Here is an 18,086-nt window from a genome sequence, read left to right as displayed (position 1 = left end):
CAGCAGGATGCCGGGCCGTACGCCGAAGAGCCGGACGAGCAGGCGCAGCAGCACCGCCGAGACGGCGGCCTGGGCCGCCATGGTGACCGACGAGACCAGCAGCCAGTTGTACGCCGAGATCCGCGCCAGCACCCAGGTGAGCCCGAGCGCGCCGGGCATGAGGTGCCCCTTGTGCACGCGGAAGAGGAAGTCGAACGTCAGCCCGTGCTCGTAGGCGTCGCCCATGAACAGGAAGTCGTCCTCGACGAAGTAGGAGCCGAGCAGGACGGGAATCCGGACCGCCAGCGAGCCCACGATGAGCAGGACCGCCGTGATCATGACGGGATTCGCCATGCCGGACATCCACGCCGGGACCGTGATGCTCAGGCCGGGCCTTTCCGTGCGCGTGATCTGAGTCATTCTGATCTCCCAGCGGCGTCCATCACCATATGAGCGATACGAGCGATACGAGAGCTATGTGGACCGCGAATCGGGCTCAACCGGGTGTTATGCTCCGGCGCACCCCCACGTAGGGGCCCTACACGCAGGGAGACGCCGTGCAGACCGAACCGTTCCGCGCCGACCTGGCCCGCTCGATCCGGCTGTTCAGCGCCTTCCGCAAGGAGCAGACCGACCCCGAGTTCTTCTACGGCCTGCTGGCCCGCGACACGGTGGCGCAGCTGTCGTCCTACACCGACCTGAACGGCGCGCTCGTCGCCGACGTGGGCGGCGGTCCCGGCTATTTCACCGAGGCGCTGCGCGCCGCCGGCGCCCGGCCGTTGTGCGTGGACTGCGACGCCGGGGAGATGAGCGCCAGGACCGGCGTCATCCCGGACGGCGCCCTGCTCGGCAGCGCGCTCGACCTGCCGCTCCGGAGCGGCTCGGTGGACGTGTGCTTCTCCTCCAACGTCCTGGAGCACGTGCCCGACCCCTGGCGGATGGCCGATGAGATGGTCCGGGTGACCAGGCCGGGCGGGATCGTCTACCTGTCGTTCACGAACTGGCTCTCGCCGTGGGGCGGGCACGAGACCTCGCCGTGGCACTACCTCGGCGGCCACCGCGCCGCCCGCCGCTACGCCCGCCGTCACGGGCGCTCCCCCAAGAACGTGTACGGCGAGAGCCTCTACGCCGTGTCGGTGGCCGGCGCGCTGGCGTGGGCCAGGCGGCGGCCCGACGCCGAGGTCCTCGACGCCCTGCCCCGCTACCACCCCCGGTGGGCGACCGCGGTGATCCATCTACCCGGCGTTCGCGAGGTCGTGACCTGGAACCTGGTCCTGGTGCTTCGCCGCCGCTAGGCGCCGGGCGAGACGGGTGGCGCGCTGCCACAGGAACAGGGCGACGAGCAGGCCGCCGAGCACGAGGAAGGCCGCCGGGACCACGTCGCGCACGAGCAGGATCCACCGGCGGAACCTCGCCGCCTCCGCCACCTGTGCGGCCACGTCCGCGGAGCTCGTGACGAGGTCGGCCTGGAAGCCGGTCTGCCGTTCCACGCCGTCGGGCGTCCGCAGGGTGTCCCGGCGCCGCTCCAGGATCTTCACGGTGAGGCCGCTCTCGGGCTCGACCCACAGGGTCCGGCTGATCTCGGTGTACCTCGCCACGCTGACCCTCCGCCACGCGGGGAGGCCGATGGAACCGCCGGGGATCTGGTCGGGCAGGTCCTCCACCTTCACCGGCCCGGCGGCGTACGTGTAGCGGTAGGTCGTGAGGCCCTCGACGGTCTCCGCCCGCTCGAACCGCAGCGGGGCCTCCCGCTTGAGCACCGGGTCGAACATCTCGTACGTGCGCGGTTCCGCCCGGTACGGCAGGCGGAACGCGAGCCCTGTCTGCCGTACGCCGGTGTCGTTGTCGACGTACTCCCCGCAGCAGTCGACGGCCAGCCCGGTCCGCCGGTCGAAGGCCGTGCGCCGCTCGTGGTAGTCCAGCCGGGTGCCGTCGTCCCGCGTCTGCATGGAGGAGAACTCCACCCATACGGCCGTGCGCTCGTCGCCCGCGGTGGGATCGCCGTAGATGGAGACCGTGTCCTCCACGGGCACACCCGTGCGCAATTGGAAGGTGGCGCTGTCGAGATAGGTCGCCGAGGGCGAGACAAGCCGATAGACGCGGGTCTGCTCCAGCGGGAGGACCTGGGTGCCGGGGTAGACGTAGAACCGGAACAGTGCCGCCATCGTGAGCACGAACGCCGCCCCGGCCAGGAGGATCGACCTGGGCAGCCGGACCAGGAAGTCGATCACGCTCCGACCTCCTCGAACGCGGGCCGTTCAGCGTGTCCGAGAGGTTCCGGCTCCTCGGCGAACAGCGGCGGCCGTACGACGGGCTCCTGGTCCCGCACCGCGCCGAGCAGCCGCGCGAGGACCACGAGGCAGAGGACCTGCGCGACCAGGCTCTGCCCGGCGGCCTGCGCGAGCCCGGCCGTCCCGAGGACGCCGAAGGCGACCCAGGCCGAGGCGGCCCGCCGGGCGAGCCCGCGCAGCCTGCTCGGCCCGGCGTGCTGGGCGTCGGCCAGCCGCCGCAGCCACAGGTGCAGCGCGAGGGTCACGGTCACGATCGCCGCCCCCGCGACTCCCCCGGCCCACAGGCCGGCCAGCGGCGCCGCGGGCCACACCCACGCCGTGCGCGGCCTCCCGGCCGTCACGGCGGCGAGCCTCGACCGGCCAGGGAGCAGCGCGAGGGCGAGCACGATCAGCGCCAGCAGACATCCGCCGATGAGCGCCGCCCGATACATCGGGTCCGGCTCGTAGCGCAGGATCACCTCGCCGCCGCCCGCGGGCAGCTCCCACGCCTGCCGCCAGCCGTCGAGCCGCACCGGGCGGAGTCTCGCGCCGCCGAGAGACGCCCGCCATCCGGCGTTGTAGTTCTCGTTGACCACGAGATAGGACGGCGTGGCGGCGCTGACGCGCAGGCGGCGCTCCTCCGGGCCCCACGAGACGACCTGGGGCCGCGCCATCGTGACAGGCGACTCACGCGTGCCGTCGCTCGTGATGCCCGTGCCGTTCCGGGCGCCGGTGTCCTTGGTGAGGATCGCCGACTCCACGCGGAAGGCGTCGCTCGACGCGACGCCGAGCCTGCTCCGCCCCTCGGACAGGTGGACGGGGACGCATCCCGAGTAGGTCAGCGGCCGGCCGTTCAGCACGTCGTCGAGCGTGCCGCCCACGATGCGGGTCGGCACCGCGTTGCCGTCCACCTGCAGGGTCGGCCCGTAGCCGCACGGCAGCCGGAGCGGGATGCCGCCGAGCCCGCCGAGCGGCTTGACGCCGGGGATCGTCAGCTCGGTCACCTCGATCGCCCGGGAGGCGGGCGCCGTGAACTCGACGGAGAACTTCCTGGTCCGCAGCGAGGGGAAGACGAACCGCCCGTCCCGGCCCACCCAGCCCTGCACGGCCCTCGTCTCCGTGCGGACGGTCAGCCTGACCGGCGGCTGCCCGAGGAACGAGTCCGGGAAGAAGGCCCTGATCTGCGAGAACCGATGGACCGTGCCGAGGTCGATGTACAGCGTGGGATGCCGGTCGAACGGCTGGGCGTACCACACCGTCCTGATGTCGCCGTCCATCGCCTGGCGTCCCAGCGTGGCCGGGTAGTCCGTCGCCGTGGACGACGCCCCGACGTGCGGGTAGAGCGACGGCAGCGTAGTGATCAGATCGGCCGCCCGCGGATCGGTCAGGACGGCCTGCCCGCTCACCGTGCGGACCTCGCTCCGCGCCACGGGGAACAGCCGGTCCAGGCCGTAGCCGTCCTCGCCGAGGACCTGCAGCCGCGGGTCGCACGTCCACGTGGCCGACCCGCGCATGCAGGACGGCGCCTGGCCCTGCCTGGTCAGCAGCAGCGTCCCGGGGTCGCCCCGTTCCGGCTCCGGCACCGAGATCGTCCGTACGGCCCGCACTCCCGGGATCCGCAGCTCGGTGATGCCCACGCGGCTGCCGAGCTTGGCCTTCGGCTCGTAGGCGAGCCTGGTGATCCGTACGCGAAGCCACGAGGTCTTGCCCCGGACCGGCCGGAGCGGCTGCTCGCGGTCGGTCCGCTCCACGGGCACCCGCCGGACGCCCTGCTCGGTCTCCAGGGCGACCTCGGCCACGGGCGGCCCGATCGGCGCCTGGTCGAAGGCCACGCCGACCTCGCTCAGGTCGAGCCGCCCGGTGAACCGCACCTCCAGCCACTCCCCGACCGCGCCCCGCCAGCCGTCCGACCGCCACCCGGTGCGGGCGTCGCCGTCCAGCGCGGCGTACGGCTGCCGCCCGGGGTCGCGCTGGCCGGAGGCAGCGGTGACGCCCGACTCCGACGAGGAGGCGGTGACGTCCTTGATGTCCAGATAGCGGGCAGTGGAGGTGGCCGCCGACCACGCGGGGTCGAGCAGGTCGGTGGTGACGGTCCGCTGGTCCTCGGGCAGCGTGGCCGACGCGATCCGCCTCACGTCGCCGAAGACGATGTCCCTCTTGCGGAGCGTGTCGGTCGCCACCGTGTTCCTGTCCGGGATCGAGGCGGCCCCGGGCTCGTCGCCGACCAGGACCGGCCGGTCGTCCGTGAGAAGCCCCTGTTCGGCGAGGTCGAGAACGACCTCGGGGGCTCCCTCGACGTGCAGGGTCCCCTCGCGGGGCACCATGCCGGCCTGCGGCGCCGCGCCCGGAACCTCGTAGACCTCCAGCGCCGGGTACGGCTGGTCGAACCAGCCCGACGCCGTGCTGCTCTGGGTCATGCCGACCAGCGGCCCGAACTCGGCGGCCTTCTTCAGCCCCGAGTCCTGGAGGGTCTGGTGGACGCGGGCGGGCCAGGCCGTGCCGAGGGTGTCGCGGACGAGGTCGTTGCGCACGAGGAGGAACCGCACGCCGATGCGGCGCAGCGCGGAGGCGAGCCCCGGCGAGCCGCGCCCGGTGGAGAACCGCTCGTCCACGGCCTCCACCAGCCGGGCCAGGCCGGGCGAGCCCCAGGGCACGTTGGCGTGGGTGGCCCAGCGGACGGTCAGCAGCGACTGCATGGGCTCGTCGAGGGGCCTGCCCCAGAGGTACTCGCCACGCGCCGAGCCGGGCACCGCGAGCACCATTCCCTCACCGGTGCTCCGGTTGAGCCACGCCGCCGCGTCACGCCAGTAGGACGGGATGTCGGCGAACGCCCCCCGCGTCGTCACCCCGGCGGTCGCCACGGGGACGAGCGTGAGCGTGAGCAGCCCGGCGGAGACCGCCATGACAGGCGCCCTGAACCGCACCGGACCGGCGACGGGCAGCGCGGCGAGGCCGAGCGCGAGCGGGAGCCTGATCAGCGCGTCGAACTTGTGCAGGTTGCGGAACGGCGCGAGCGGCCCGTCGAGCAGCGCCTTGACCTGGCCGGTCCACGGATGCGCGAGGTCGCCCGCGTGCCCCGCCGTGATCACGACGAGCCCGGCGACGACGCAGAGGACGAGGAAGGTCCGCTCGGGGGTCGATCGGCGGATCACCCCCGTCAGCCCCAGCGCCGCCACCAGCGTCGTCGCGACGACCAGCCAGGGCACGGTGGCCTGATGGAAGGCCGCGGGCAGCCACGGCTGGCCGTCGACGGGGAGGAAGGAGATCCAGCTCGACGTGCCACGCAGGGCGTTCAGCAGGGAAGTCACGCTGGTCGTCGCGCTCGCCGTCTCGATGAACGGCAGGAACGAGAAGATGTACCGCCCGAGCAGCACCAGCGGGACCAGCCACCACAGCGACACGATGCCGATGAAGAGCAGCCACCAGCCCAGCAGCCACCATTTGCGCCGCCGGTTCCCCCTGCTCAGCAGGTAGATGAGCGGCACGACCAGTACGGCGAGCTCCGCGGCGGCGTTGATGCCCCCGGCGAACAGGAACGCGACCGCCGACAGGGCGGCCGCCCTGCGCGGACTCGCGCCCTCCCTTGTTTCCAGGAGACGCGTGCCGTGGACCAGTGGCAGCAATATCCAGGGCAGCACGGCGCTGGGCTGGAACTCCGAGGAGTTGACGCCGATCAGCGCGAGCGCGTGAGGGGCCAGCGCGTACGCCAGCCCGGCGAGGATCCGGGTGGTGGGCGACCCGATCCCCATCGCCCTGGCCAGCCGCTCGGTGCCGAGGAAGGCCGCGCAGAGCACCAGCGACATCCACACGCGCTGGATGTCCCAGGCCGGCATGTCCAGCACATGGAACAGCACGTAGAACGGCCCCATGGGGAAGAGGTAGCCGTACGCCTGGTTCTGCAGGTGCCCGAAGTAGGCCGGATCCCACAGATGGGTCGCCCGGGCGAGGAACCCCGCCGGGTTGATCGCCATGTCGAGCTTCGTCTCGGCGATGATGGCGCCGGGCGCGGTGTTGAACGCCACGGCGGCGAGGAGCAGGCACCCGGCGAGCAGCCTGAGCCTGTGCCGGAGCCCCGGATCGTCGGCGGGCCGGCCCGAGCGGTCTCGCTCGGCGACGGGTGGCCCGAAGCGTTCGGGCTCTCCGCGTTCGGGCTCTCCGCGTTCGGGCTCTCCGCGTTCGGGCTCTCCGCGTTCGGGCTCTCCGCGTTCGGGCTCTCCGCGTTCGGGCTCTCCGCGTTCGGGCTCTCCAGTCCAGGTCTCAACGGACACGGCTACGCTCAGGAGTCACGGGTTGATTCGCGCGGTGTTGATTTGCACGCTGGTGATTTACACAGTTCGGTAGTGATTAGTCCGGTAATGCTAGCGCCGGTCTTACCCCAGGTGAACTCGCGTGCCCACATGCGGCAGTCGGCGCCCATCCGGGCCCGCGTCCGCGGATCGCTGAGCTCCTTCAGCGCGAGGTCGACCACGTCGGCCAGCCGCTCCCCCTCCCTGACCAGCCATCCGGTGACGCCGTGCCGTACGGAGTCGCGGAGCCCGGCGACGTCGTAGGCGACGGTCGGCACGCCGAGAGCGGCCGCCTCGATGACGGTCAGCCCCCAGCCCTCGAACTCGGACGCGGTGACGTTGAGCCGGGCGCCGCTCAGCACGGCGTTCTTCTCGCCCTCGGGGAGGAAACCGTGCAGGTGCACCCGTCCGGCCCTGCCGGGCTCGCTCGCGCGGGCGGCCAGCGGACCCAGCTCGGGGCCGCGTCCGACGATGTGGACGTGCAGCCCCGGCCAGCTCTCCGCGAGGTCGGCGGCCAGGTCGGCCACCCGCTCGACGCGCTTGTGCCCGACCAGCCGGCCCAGGTAGACCACGGCAGGGTCGCCGGACACGGCGTCCCTCGCGACCGGCCGGACCATCGGGCTGCCGTTCGGAACGACTTCGATCGGAGCCCGCCACCGCAGCCGCTCGCGCAGCTCGATCCGGGACGACTCCGACACCGTGACCGTGGTGCACCGCCGGTAGACGAGCCGGGACACCGGCCCCTCGATGAAGCACCCGATCCTCGCGAGCCAGCGGGGGAAGAACGCGTAGAACTGCCGGTCATGGACGTGGTGGACCAGGGAGATGACCCGGGTGCGGCGCGAGACCACGACCGGCGCGAAGAACGGGATGCCGTTCATGCAGTCGATCACCACGTCGAACCGCCTGCGCCGCAGCAGCAGCCACAGCGGGACGAGCAGGTAGACGAGATAGCGGTTGCCCATTCTGCGCAGCTCGATGCCGTCGCGGAGCTCGGCACGCGGCTGCCCGGCCTCCCGGCTCGTCACGAAATGTACGTGCGCGCCCTGTCCGACCAGGTAGGACGAGACCTGCCAGGCGTACTCCTCCGCGCCTCCGGCGACCGACTGGGACGGCTCCCGGAAGTTCAGCACGGCCACGCGCACGTCGCGGAGAGCGGGTGCGAGGGCGGGCTCGGGCTCCACCGGGCCGGCGGCGAGGCGCGGCCTGTCGCGCGCGCTCTCGCCTTGGGTGAAGCCATCGCGCCTGGGGAAAGCGTCGCGCTGAGGGAGAGCGTGGTGCTGAGGGAAGGTGTCGTGGTGAGGGAAGGTGTCGTGCTGAGGGAAGGTGTCGTGCTGGGGGAAGGTGTCGTGCTGAGGGAGAGTGTCGCGCTCGGGGAAGGTGTCGTGCTCAGTCGGACTGTCGAGCTCGGTGAAGGTGTCGCGGTGGGGGAAGCCGTCGCTTTTCGTGAAAGAGGTGCGCCCCGACAGGTTTGCCTTCGCACTCTGTGCGACCACGGCCACTCCTTTGGCTGGCGCGTCACAACGGCGGATCGCGGGTCCGCGGCGGACACCGGCGCGGGCGAATCCGGGCATGGACGCATGAAGGCATGGCGACGCCACACCCCGTACTCACGAGCTGGTTGTGCCGTCCCGCCTGAGCCCATCAGGGACCCGGTACGGCTCGCGCCTTACGAAATGGAGATCAGGGCTCGGCGGGTCACCTGTCGCCGTAGTTGTAGAGCGGCTTGTTAGGCGGCTCCGGGGTGGGCGAAGCCACGTTGACGACGGCCACCGAGGCGACGCCGGCAAGCACGGCCCCGACCGCCAGAGCAGCGAGCACCTTCAACACAGTGCTTCTCCCCTCATGTTCCGAACGCGCAGTGTGCCGAGACTAGAACGTGATCCAGCTCATACACCATAGCGTTGGTCAAACCGTGATAAAAAAAGTTACCCTCCGGTATAGGCAGGTATCAACCCCTGGACCAGGTCAGATCCTCAGAAGCAGCAGGCTCTCACCGCGCCATACAGGGGTGGCTCCACGTAGCCTGAACAGGAACTGGTTCTCATTAGAACCTTCCACGAGGACGTACCGCACGCCCTCCCGAGCCAGGTCCCCCGTCAACGACCCCGCCCTCTCAGTACCGGTCCCACCGGCCTCGGCCGCGCCCGTGCGAGCCCCGGCGGGGACACCCCCTCCGGCTCCGGCCTCGCCCGCGCCGGCCCCGGCGGGGACACCTCCTTCGCGCCCGCCCCTGCCCCCGCCGCCGCCATCGACTTCCGCGGGAGCCCCTACGGGCACACCCCCTCCGGCTCCGGCGCCGCCGCTGATCAGGGCCGCGATTCGGCGGGTGAGCGGGTCCTCGGCCGCCACGCGGATCCGTCCCCTGCCCGGAACGCCGACCACGAGCGTGTCGTCCCAGATGACCCGCCGCGCGAACAGCTTCGTCGCCGGGTCGAGGACCACCCTGCCGCCGTTCCACGGGAAGGCCCGGTAAGCGCCCCACGGCAATGAGACCAGGGCACCGGGATGGGGGTCGTCGTTGACGATGGCCTGCACCCGGCGCCACTCGTCCGGATAGTCGGCGGATCCCAGCCTCCCGAAGGCGCCAAGCGCGAAGGTCGGCAGGACCAGCACCGGTACGGCTGTCGCGACCAGCACCGGTACGGCTGTCGCGACCGGCCCCCGACGGCCGAGCGCGGACACCACGACGGCGAAGCCGACGGCCTCGGCCAGGGCGAGCGGAGCCACGTACAGTTGGCCGTCCCGGAACGGCCCGAAGCCCGGCCACCAGCCGATCATGGCCCGCGGAACGCCGGGAACGAAGGCCCCCGCGCACGCGATGAGCAGCCCCACTCCCGCCGCGACCGCCAACCCCAGCCCGTAACCGTCCCCTTCACTTCCGCCCCCGGATCCACGTCCTTGTACGGCCATCTGAGCAATTACGGGCGACGGAAAGCGATTTGCCTGGCCGGATGACCGTACAAGAGGCCCGCTGGACCCGCCCGCGGACCCGCGCAGGCCCCCGGACCCACCCACGCCGCCAGACCCTCCCCCGGCTCCGGGTTCGCCCGCGTGTCCGCCTGCCGCTCGCCGTACGCGCGTGCCGTGGACGAGCAGCACGAAACCGGCGAGCGCGATGGCGGTGAGCGCGAGACGCACGGACGCGAGCGCCCATGAGTCCTGACCTGGCACGTCCGCGTGGGAGTTCCAGATGCCGCCGAGTGACAGAAGGCTGCCGAGCGTCCCGAACGGCCCGTCCGCCCGGGGCGCGAACGCCGCCACCCCCGCCGGGTCGGTCACGGCGTTCGTGCGGAGGGCGGGCACGAGCCACGGCAGGCTGAGCACCACGATGACGGCGGCACTCGTCAGTACGGCCCGCCCTCGAAACGTCCACTCCGAGCGACGGGCCGGTGCCCACCATCCCTCCACCGGCCCTTCAACCGTGCGGAGCGCGGCCACCGGAAGCACGGTGAGGGCGGAGACGAGCATGGCCTGGAAGCCGCCGACCGCGGCGGGGAGCAGCGCCGGCGCGAGCCGCCAGGCCCCGCCACGCGAGGCCGCACGTACGGCCCATGGCAGACCGGCGAAGCCGAGCAGCAACGCCCACTGGCCGAGGAGCAGGCGCTGGGCCAGGTAGGCGTTCCAGGCGTAGAACGCGGCGGCGGCGAGCCGGGGGGCCGTCCTTCCCGACGGCACCAGGGCGGCCGCTCCCGACGCGGCCAGCACGAAGATGCCCAGCAGGATGAGCTTCTGCACCACCTCCGCCGGAAGAGCCTCCGACAGCAGCGCCACCACCTGGTCGCTCGGCACGGCCCTGGGGAAACCGGCCACATCGAGCCGCAACGGGGGATCGGGCACGAACACCATGTCGTACCGGAGCGTGAACCCCGGCCCGAGCGCCGGCCCGAGCGCCAGCACGCCCAGTCCCAATCCGAGCGCCCCCGGCGCCAGCCTGGCGAACCAGGCAGGCGCAAGCCGTACAAGCCGGAAATGGGGCCGCATGCAGTACAGGCTAGAGAACCGGTCAGGCCCCCGTCGCCGTGATCATGCAGGACTTCCCGGAAAGGTCGGGGACGTGCCGTTTTCCGGATCGTGATCATGCACCGATTCCGCCGCACGCGGCCTGAGCAGGGACGGCACTGTTTGTGATCATGCAGTGTCCGTCCCTCGGTCGCACCCTCGTGATGCATGATCACGACGCATAAAACACCAGGTAGGACGGTGCGTGCGGAACATGTGCATGATCACGCCACACGAAACACCAGGTAGGACGGTGCGTGCGGGAACATGTGCATGATCACGCGGAAGGGTTGGCTCGGAAGGGTCCACACCTTTCCCTATCGAGTTCCCCTATCGAGTTCCCCTATCGAGCTCCCCTATCGAGAAGGACGCTTGCGCTACTTGCCCGGTTCGGGGTCGCGGGGGAGGCCGAGCATGCGCTCGCCGATGATGTTGAGCTGGACCTCGGTCGTGCCGCCGTAAATGGTCATCGCGCGGGTGGCGAGGACCGCGCGGTTCCAGTAGCCGGGGTCGCCGAGCTTCCAGTCGGCCGCGGTGACCGCCGCCGGGCCGAGCAGATCGACGGCCGCCTCCGACACGTGCTGCGCGTGCGACGTGGACAGCAGCTTGCGCACCGACGCGTCCGCGCCCGGCTCCGCGCCGGCGAGCTGCTTCAACGTCACCCGCAGCGACAGCGCGTTGATGGAGTGGCCCTCGCAGACCACGTTGGCGAGCTCCAGCCGCTCGGCCGGGGTCAGTTCGCGACCGAGCCTTCCAGCCAGGCCGAGGAGGTCGGGCACCGAGGACCCCGTGCCGCCCGAGCCGGACGACAGCGACACCCGCTCGTTGGACAGCGTGTTGCGGGCGACCTTCCAGCCCTGGTCGACCTCCCCCACCACGAGGTCGTCCGGCACGAAGACGTCGTCGAGGAAGACCTCGTTGAACAGGTTCTCGCCGGTCATCTCGGTCAGCGGCCGCACGGTGACGCCCGGCGCCTTCATGTCCACGAGGAAGTAAGTGATGCCGTCGTGCTTGGGCTTGGAGCTGTCGGAGCGGGCGATGCAGATGCCCCACTCGGCGACGTGGGCGACGGAGGTCCAGATCTTCTGGCCGTTGAGCTTCCAGCCGCCCTCGACCTTCTCGGCCTTCATCTGCAGCGAGGCCAGGTCGGAGCCCGCACCGGGCTCGGAGAAGAGCTGGCACCACACCATCTCGCCGCTCAGCGTGGGCAGCAGGAACCGCTCCTGCTGCTCCGGCGTGCCGTACGAGACGATGGACGGCACCACCCAGGCACCGATGATCATCTGCGGCAGCTTGATCTTGGCGGCTCTGATCTCCTGATGGATCAGCACCTGCTCCAGGGGCGTGGCGTCGCGGCCCCACGGCTTGGGCAGGTGCGGCATCACGAAGCCGGCCTTGGCCAGCGCCTCCTTCTGCGGCCTGCCTTCGAGCGGGGCGATCTCGGCGAGTTCCGCGCGGATGGCGGCCCGAAGGGGCTCTGACTCCTCCGGAAGGTCGATCTCCATCTCACGGGTGATGCCGCTCAGCGCCAGCGAGGCGACGATCTCGGCCCACTCCGCCGACGACCCGAGCAGCGCCCGGAGCGTCAGCGCCCGCCGGTAGTAGAGATGCGCGTCGTGCTCGAAGGTGTAGCCGATCCCGCCGAAGGTCTGGATGGCGTCCTTCGCGCACTGCACGGCCGCGTCCGGAGCCATGACGCCGGCGATAGCGGCAGCGTAGGCGCGCTCCTGCCCCGAGGCGCGGGTGGCGTCCCAAACCGTGGCCCTGGCCTGCTCCAGCGCGACGAGCATCCGTGAGATCTTGTGCTTGATGCCCTGGAACTGACCGATCGGGCGGCCGAACTGCACCCGGACCTTCGCGTAGTCGGCAGCCGCGGCGACGGACCACGCCGCGACGCCGACGGCGTCGGCGCCCAGGATGATCGCCGCCAGGTCGCGGACGCCGGATGTCGTGAGCCCGTCGAGGACCCTTTCCGCCGGTACGGCTACCGCCTCCACCTCGACCTTGGCCACGCCGCGGGTCAGGTCCAGCGGGCTGATGGGCGTGATCGTCGCCTGGGCGGCGTCGATGGCCACCCACTCCTCGCCGAGGTCGGTGGTCACCGGAAGGACGAGCACGTCGGCGAGGGCCGCGCCGAGAACAGGCTCGGCGACGCCGCTGATCGTGAGCACGCCGCCGTCACGGGTCCCGGAGATCGCGCCCGTCAGCGCGACGGCTCCGGTGACCGACCCGTCGGCGAGGCCGGGCAGCAGCTTGGCGTGCGCCTTCCCGTCGGAGGCCAGGATGGCGGCGCTCGCGAACACGGTCGGCACGAACGGCCCGGGCGCCACGCGCTCAGACAGGGCTTCGATCGCGACGGCCGTCTCCAGCAGGCCGTATCCCGACCCGCCGTGCTCCTCGGGGATGTGCAGTCCGAGCAGGCCCTGGCCGGCGAGTCCGGCCCAGAATGCCGGGCGCTCCTCGGTCCGCGACTCCCCGGGGCGGCCGACGGCGCGACGCACCACGTCAACGGAGATGTTGCGCTCGGCCCATCTCGTCACCGACTCGCGGAGCGCCTCGTGCTCCTCGCTCAGCCCGATCGCCATGTGCTCCTCCACCGCTAGAAACTTGGTAGAACCATATTCTAGAAGGAGGTTCTCGCACTACCCAGCCCTTCGGCGTGATCATGCACAGCTTCCCTGGACTGCCACCTATCCTGCGCCTTCATCGCAGATGATCATGCACGGGTTCCCGGAGACCGCACCCTAGCTGCGCGAATGCCGTTCGTGATCATGCACCCGCAACACGCCTGCATGATCACGAGCGTACGTCCGCAGCTCACCATAGGTGCAGATGAAGGTGTGCATGATCACGTACGGCCGCCGCGCAGGTCGGAGGGACACCCCGGGAACTTGTGCATGATCACGCGGGAATTGGGCGGACGGCCCAGAACAGCATGTTCAGATCGTGGAGAAGCTCCTTGCGGTCGTCCGGCACCGTGGCGAACAGCATCGCGGGCCTCGTCCTCCCCGTGCCGACGACCGCCACGATGGCCTGGGACGAGTGCTTGGCCCCGCCCGTGACGTAGCTGAGCCTGTAGCCGAGCAGCCACCCCATGCCGCGCCGTACCGGCTGGGACGCCGTCCAGGTGAGCTTGCCGCCGGGCGGCTGCCGGCGAAGCGTCCACCTGACCGCCTTGGCGGCCACCTTGCGATAGTCGCGGTAGGTGCCGAGCGTGCCAGGCGCGGCCCCCGGAAGGGGACCCGAGCCGATCAGCGCCTGCGGCAGTCCTACCGGACCGGCCCGCTGGGCGAGGGCGAACGGCGCCGAGCCGGCCGTCTTCCACGGCTTGCCGAACTTGGGATAGCTGATCCCGGCCTTCTTGTCGAGGACGTACGACACCACGGACGTCCCCTGACCGGGATAGACCGGCAGATACTTGTACGAGCCCGGGACCTTGGGCAGCGCCACGGGCGGCGGGGTCGGAGAGGCGCTCGGGGTGGGGCTCGCCGGCCCGGTCGCCCCGGCCTGCGCCTGGTGGACCGGCGCGACGTACCCCGGCTTGTCCCCCGAGAAGACCAGGAAGACCAGGGCCACCGCGATGATCGCCCCGACGGCCGCGACGACCGTGTAGAAGAGGCGGAGCGGAAGGTCCCAGGCGCGGCGGCCGGCCCCTCGTGCGAGAGCGAGCGCCCCTCCTGACGGCGGCGTGACCGGCGGCGTGGTCCGGAGATCTTCGGGACGCACCCGTGGCATCGGCGTCGTCGGCGCGTCGTAGGAACGGATGAAAGGCTGCCGTGGCCGGTCATGCCCGGCCGGGTTTCCGCCGCCCTCCGTCATGTCCGCAGATTACGTCAGAAACGACGATGGTCGAGGTCGCTCCCAGTCACGCTTCGGCGGCGCTTTGCCGCTCCGCATCGGTGGGGGGTCCCGACGCCCCGCCGACCGGCCGAGGTCCCGGTGCTTGGATCCCCGCCCTCACCTGGGTAGACAGGGGAGCATGGGATTCTCACGGGCTGTCACCCGCATGGCGGCCGCGCTCACTCTGGTCGCAGTCACGTCGTGCGGAGGCGTGGCCGGGAGCCTCAAAGGCAGCTCCCCGGCGGCGCGGACGGCGACGGCCTCGCCCTCCGTATCGGGAGCCCCCGAGGCGGCCGCGCTCGAGTCGACGTTCGAACGGGTCATCAAGAGGGTGCTGCCGGCCATCGTCCAGATCACGACGACCACGGGCCTGGGCTCCGGCGTCGTCTACGACACCGCTGGCCACATCGTGACAAATGCCCATGTGGTGGGTAAGGCGCGGGAATTCCAGGTCACCCTCGCGACCGGCGGCAAGCCGCGGAGGGCCACGCTCGTCAACACCTTCCCGGCCGGCGACCTGGCGATGATCAAGGTCGACGACCCCAGCGGGTTGGCCCCCGCGACGTTCGGGCGGTCCGCCCAGCTCCAGGTCGGTCAGATCGTGCTCGCCATGGGCAACCCGCTCGGCTTCTCGGGAAGCGTGACGCAGGGCATCGTGTCCGCCCTGGGCCGCACGGTTTCCGGGCAGGGGCCGACCGGGACGCCGGGAGCCACCATCACCAACGCCATCCAGACCTCGGCCCCCATCAACCCGGGAAACAGCGGCGGTGCGCTCGTGGACCTCTCCGGCCAGGTCATCGGCATCCCGACCCTCGCGGCTGTCGATCCCGAGCTGGGCGCGGCCCCCGGCATCGGCTTCGCCATCCCGAGCGACACGGCCACCGACGTCGCGGGCCAGATCATCAAGTTCGGCAGGGTGGTCAACAGCCGCCGGGCGGCGCTGGGTGTCCGCGTCGGCACGGCCGTCGACGCGGACGGCAACCCGATCGGCGCCGTGGTCGGCGCGTTGACGCCGGGGAGCGGGGCGGAAAAGGCGGGCATCAAGCCCGGCGACGTGATCGTCAGCGTCGGCGGCGTCCGGACTCCCACCGCGAACGCGCTCTCCCAGGTGCTCGCGACGCTGAGGCCGGGCGACAAGACGCAGGTCCAGGTCCTGCACCCGGACGGCCGGACCTCAACCGTCACGGTGATCCTCAACGAGCTGCCACCGACGGAATAGCCCCGCCCCTTTGGGGCGAACCTGACAAACTGCTGTGAGAAACGGCCATCTTAGTTGGAACCGGGCGGCAGGTCCTTGTTACGGTCGTCGCGTGATCGACCCTGACCTCACGAAATTCATCGCCGGACTGCCCAAGGCGGAGTTGCACGTACACCACGTCGGCGCGGCGTCTCCCCAGATCGTGGCCGAGCTGGCCGCCCGCCACGAGGGCAGCACGCCGGTGCCCGCCGACCCGTCCCAGCTGGCCTCCTTCTTCGTCTTCCGCGACTTCGCGCATTTCATCGAGGTATACGTGGCCGTGATGGACCTGATCAGGGACCCGGAGGACCTCTGGGCCCTGATTCACGGGGTCGGCCGCGACCTGGCCGGCCAGCGGGTCCGGTACGCCGAGCTGACCATCACGCCCTACCTCCACCTGGAGAAGGGGTTCGCGCCCGCCCAGTTCTGCGAGGTGATCGAGGACGCCCGCCGCCGGGTCGAGACCGACTTCGGCACGACGCTGCGCTGGTGCTTCGACATCCCCGGCGAGTTCGGCGTCGCGGCCGCCGAGCCGACCCTGTCGCTGGCCCTCGGCCAGCGGCCGGACGGGCTGGTCAGCTTCGGCCTCGGCGGGCCGGAGGCCGGCGTGCCGAGGGCGCAGTTCGCCCCCCACTTCGCCGCCGCCCGGGCCGCCGGGCTGCGTTCCGTACCGCACGCCGGAGAGACCACGGGCGCGGAGACGGTGTGGGAGGCCATCCGGGAGCTGGGGGCCGAGCGCATCGGCCACGGCGTCCACAGCGTGGAGGACCCCGCCCTGCTCGAACACCTCGCCGAGCACGGCATCACCCTGGAGGTCTGCCCCACCTCCAACATCCGCACGGGCGCCATCCCGAGCCTGGCCGCCCATCCCCTCCCCGAGCTGGTCAAGGCCGGGGTCCCCGTCACGATCAACTCCGACGACCCGCCGATGTTCGGGACGACCCTCAACCAGGAGTACGCGGTGGCCGCCGAGCTTCTCGGCCTCGACCGGGACGGCATCGCCGACCTCGCGCGGTCGGCCGTCCGGGCCTCCTTCATGAGCGTCGAAGACAAGTCCGCCCTACTGGCCGAGATCGACGCCTACACCACCCCACCCCTCCCCCTCCGCGCGTGATCATGCACAGATTCCCGTAATCTCCGCCGGGACCGAACGAACGTGGCCATGGGCCCGGGAGTCGTCGTGGGTACGCATAGAGCCCAGGAAAGGAGCGACCCCCGGGTACCTATCCATGTCCCCGGGGGTCTGTCGAAGCCGCCATATCGCGGTGCCAGCGGCGTTTAAGAGGGCGGATCAGTCCTCACGACGTGCGCTCTGCCATTGAGCTACCGCGGCACGAAGAGCCGCGAGCCGGACTCGAACCGGCATCTCAACGATCACAGTCCACCCTCGGTTGATCTGGCACTCGACGGCAATGCTGAATCTGGAGCGAGAGTCTGAGTTTGATCGGCTGCCTCTACCAGTTGGGCTACCCCGGCCCGCGTGCCGGGGGGAGGGATCGAACCTCCGCTGTCGCCGTCGTTCAGGCTGACCTTCAGTTTCAGCTTGCGCTCCTCGCGCACCCCAGGCGCTCGGGCCCGGGGGGTCTTTTGGGCTACCCGAGCAGGTAGCCGAACACCGCCTCACCGATCCGCTTGTCGGCGACCTCGGTGCCGTTGGCCTCCTCGCGGGCATACTTCACGGCGTCCTGGAGCTTCTGCACCCTGCCCAGGAGCTCGTTCACACGCCGCTGCGGCAGCGCACCCGAGAAGGAGATCTTCGTCCAGTAGCCGACGACCACGTCCTCGTTGTAGACCTGCACCTGCGCCGGGTGCTTGTCGGTAGCCTCCGCCAGGACATGGTTACGCGGGACCTTCTTCGTCCGCGTCGTCTTCACCGGCTCGGTGCGCCAGGTGTCGGTGTTCTCGTCCAGCGACCACGTCTCGGACGGGTCCAGCGTCGGCAGCTTGCTGATGAGCGTGTGCAGGTCGACGAGCTGCTTCTCCAGGAACAGCAGGTACGTCACCGGCACGCCTTCGAGCAGCGTGACGCCGTCCACCTTCACGTCGGCCCTGGCCGAGCAGTTCGCCCAGTCCTTCGTCGCGGTCACGTCGAACAACCGCGTCAAGGTCACGCCGACGTCCTTCAGCACGCTCTCGGCCTGCACCTGGACGCGGGTCGACTCGGGTGGCAACTGCTCGCCCTCGTCGTCGATCGGCTGGTAGGACCGGGAGATGCCGGACAGGAGCGGGCTCTTCTGGATCGTGTGATAGGCGTCGGTCACCTTGCGCTGGACGTCGGCCTTGACGCCCTTCTCCACGGCGAGGATCTGGTTGAGCTTGGTCACAGGGTGTCCCTTCCGTCCGGGGGCACGGCGGGCGACGCCGACGAGCAGACAGTACAGCGGATCAGTGAAATGCGCGTCAATTCGTATATGCCGGATAGCGTTTTAGTGCACGAATCGCCCAGTAATGAAATAGGTCGAAGCATCTCCC

The 18,086-nt window shown here is 70.8% G+C and carries 11 protein-coding genes; 3 read left to right on the top strand and 8 right to left on the bottom strand.

Features of this window, described 5'->3' with window-relative positions; all coding sequences use genetic code 11:
* Window positions 1-536: 536 nt before the first annotated feature.
* On the top strand, window positions 537-1,274 hold the full coding sequence (locus N5079_RS01590) for a class I SAM-dependent methyltransferase (RefSeq protein ID WP_261581452.1): 738 nt from the start codon (window positions 537-539) through the stop codon (window positions 1,272-1,274).
* Here N5079_RS01590 and N5079_RS01585 read toward each other — a convergent pair.
* The 7 genes from N5079_RS01585 to N5079_RS01555 all read right to left on the bottom strand — a co-directional run bounded on the left by N5079_RS01585 (window position 1,215) and on the right by N5079_RS01555 (window position 14,356).
* Window positions 1,215-2,210 carry a DUF3068 domain-containing protein gene (locus N5079_RS01585; RefSeq protein WP_261581451.1) on the bottom strand — a complete coding sequence of 332 codons (996 nt, stop codon included), beginning with the start codon at window positions 2,208-2,210 and terminating at the stop codon, window positions 1,215-1,217. The two genes, N5079_RS01590 and N5079_RS01585, sit on opposite strands and share 60 nt — an antisense overlap.
* Window positions 2,207-6,517: an alpha-(1->3)-arabinofuranosyltransferase family protein gene (locus N5079_RS01580; RefSeq protein WP_261581449.1), complete on the bottom strand. Its 4,311-nt coding sequence runs from the start codon at window positions 6,515-6,517 to the stop codon at window positions 2,207-2,209. The genes N5079_RS01585 and N5079_RS01580 overlap by 4 nt, the downstream gene beginning before the upstream one ends.
* A gap of 8 nt (window positions 6,518-6,525) precedes the next feature.
* A complete protein-coding gene (locus N5079_RS01575) occupies window positions 6,526-8,031 on the bottom strand; it encodes a glycosyltransferase family 4 protein (RefSeq protein WP_261581447.1) in 1,506 nt (501 codons plus the stop codon).
* 202 nt (window positions 8,032-8,233) lie between these two features.
* Window positions 8,234-8,365 carry a hypothetical protein gene (locus N5079_RS01570; RefSeq protein ID WP_261581445.1) on the bottom strand — a complete coding sequence of 44 codons (132 nt, stop codon included), beginning with the start codon at window positions 8,363-8,365 and terminating at the stop codon, window positions 8,234-8,236.
* 138 nt (window positions 8,366-8,503) lie between these two features.
* The gene (locus tag N5079_RS01565; protein WP_261581444.1) at window positions 8,504-10,519 is read right to left on the bottom strand and encodes a hypothetical protein; all 2,016 of its coding nucleotides are present in this window, start codon (window positions 10,517-10,519) and stop codon (window positions 8,504-8,506) included.
* A gap of 395 nt (window positions 10,520-10,914) precedes the next feature.
* A complete protein-coding gene (locus N5079_RS01560; protein ID WP_261581443.1) occupies window positions 10,915-13,122 on the bottom strand; it encodes an acyl-CoA dehydrogenase in 2,208 nt (735 codons plus the stop codon).
* 316 nt (window positions 13,123-13,438) lie between these two features.
* On the bottom strand, window positions 13,439-14,356 hold the full coding sequence (locus tag N5079_RS01555) for a hypothetical protein (RefSeq protein ID WP_261581441.1): 918 nt from the start codon (window positions 14,354-14,356) through the stop codon (window positions 13,439-13,441).
* Window positions 14,357-14,516: 160 nt separating this feature from the next.
* Between N5079_RS01555 and N5079_RS01550 the strand changes: the two genes are divergently transcribed.
* Window positions 14,517-15,596, top strand: coding sequence for a S1C family serine protease (locus N5079_RS01550; protein WP_261581440.1), 1,080 nt, complete (start codon window positions 14,517-14,519; stop codon window positions 15,594-15,596).
* A gap of 91 nt (window positions 15,597-15,687) precedes the next feature.
* Window positions 15,688-16,728 (top strand): adenosine deaminase, encoded by a 1,041-nt coding sequence (locus tag N5079_RS01545; RefSeq protein WP_261581439.1) that lies wholly within the window; start codon window positions 15,688-15,690, stop codon window positions 16,726-16,728.
* Window positions 16,729-17,206: 478 nt separating this feature from the next.
* On the opposite strand, the gene N5079_RS01540 is transcribed toward N5079_RS01545, so the two are convergent.
* The gene (locus N5079_RS01540) at window positions 17,207-17,938 is read right to left on the bottom strand and encodes a hypothetical protein (protein ID WP_261581438.1); all 732 of its coding nucleotides are present in this window, start codon (window positions 17,936-17,938) and stop codon (window positions 17,207-17,209) included.
* Window positions 17,939-18,086 lie beyond the last annotated feature (148 nt).

It is taken from the genome of Planotetraspora sp. A-T 1434 (assembly GCF_025420585.1).
Classification (GTDB): Bacteria; Actinomycetota; Actinomycetes; order Streptosporangiales; family Streptosporangiaceae; genus JAOEGB01.
This window is presented reverse-complemented; position numbering and strand designations above follow the sequence as displayed.

Bases quoted from the DNA above. Each gene is read 5' to 3' on its own strand.
- N5079_RS01555 (WP_261581441.1), bottom strand. From the start codon at position 14,356: ATGACGGAGGGCGGCGGAAACCCGGCCGGGCATGACCGGCCACGGCAG.
- N5079_RS01560 (WP_261581443.1), bottom strand. From the start codon at position 13,122: ATGGCGATCGGGCTGAGCGAGGAGCACGAGGCGCTCCGCGAGTCGGTG.
- N5079_RS01550 (WP_261581440.1), top strand. From the start codon at position 14,517: ATGGGATTCTCACGGGCTGTCACCCGCATGGCGGCCGCGCTCACTCTG.
- N5079_RS01565 (WP_261581444.1), bottom strand. From the start codon at position 10,519: ATGCGGCCCCATTTCCGGCTTGTACGGCTTGCGCCTGCCTGGTTCGCC.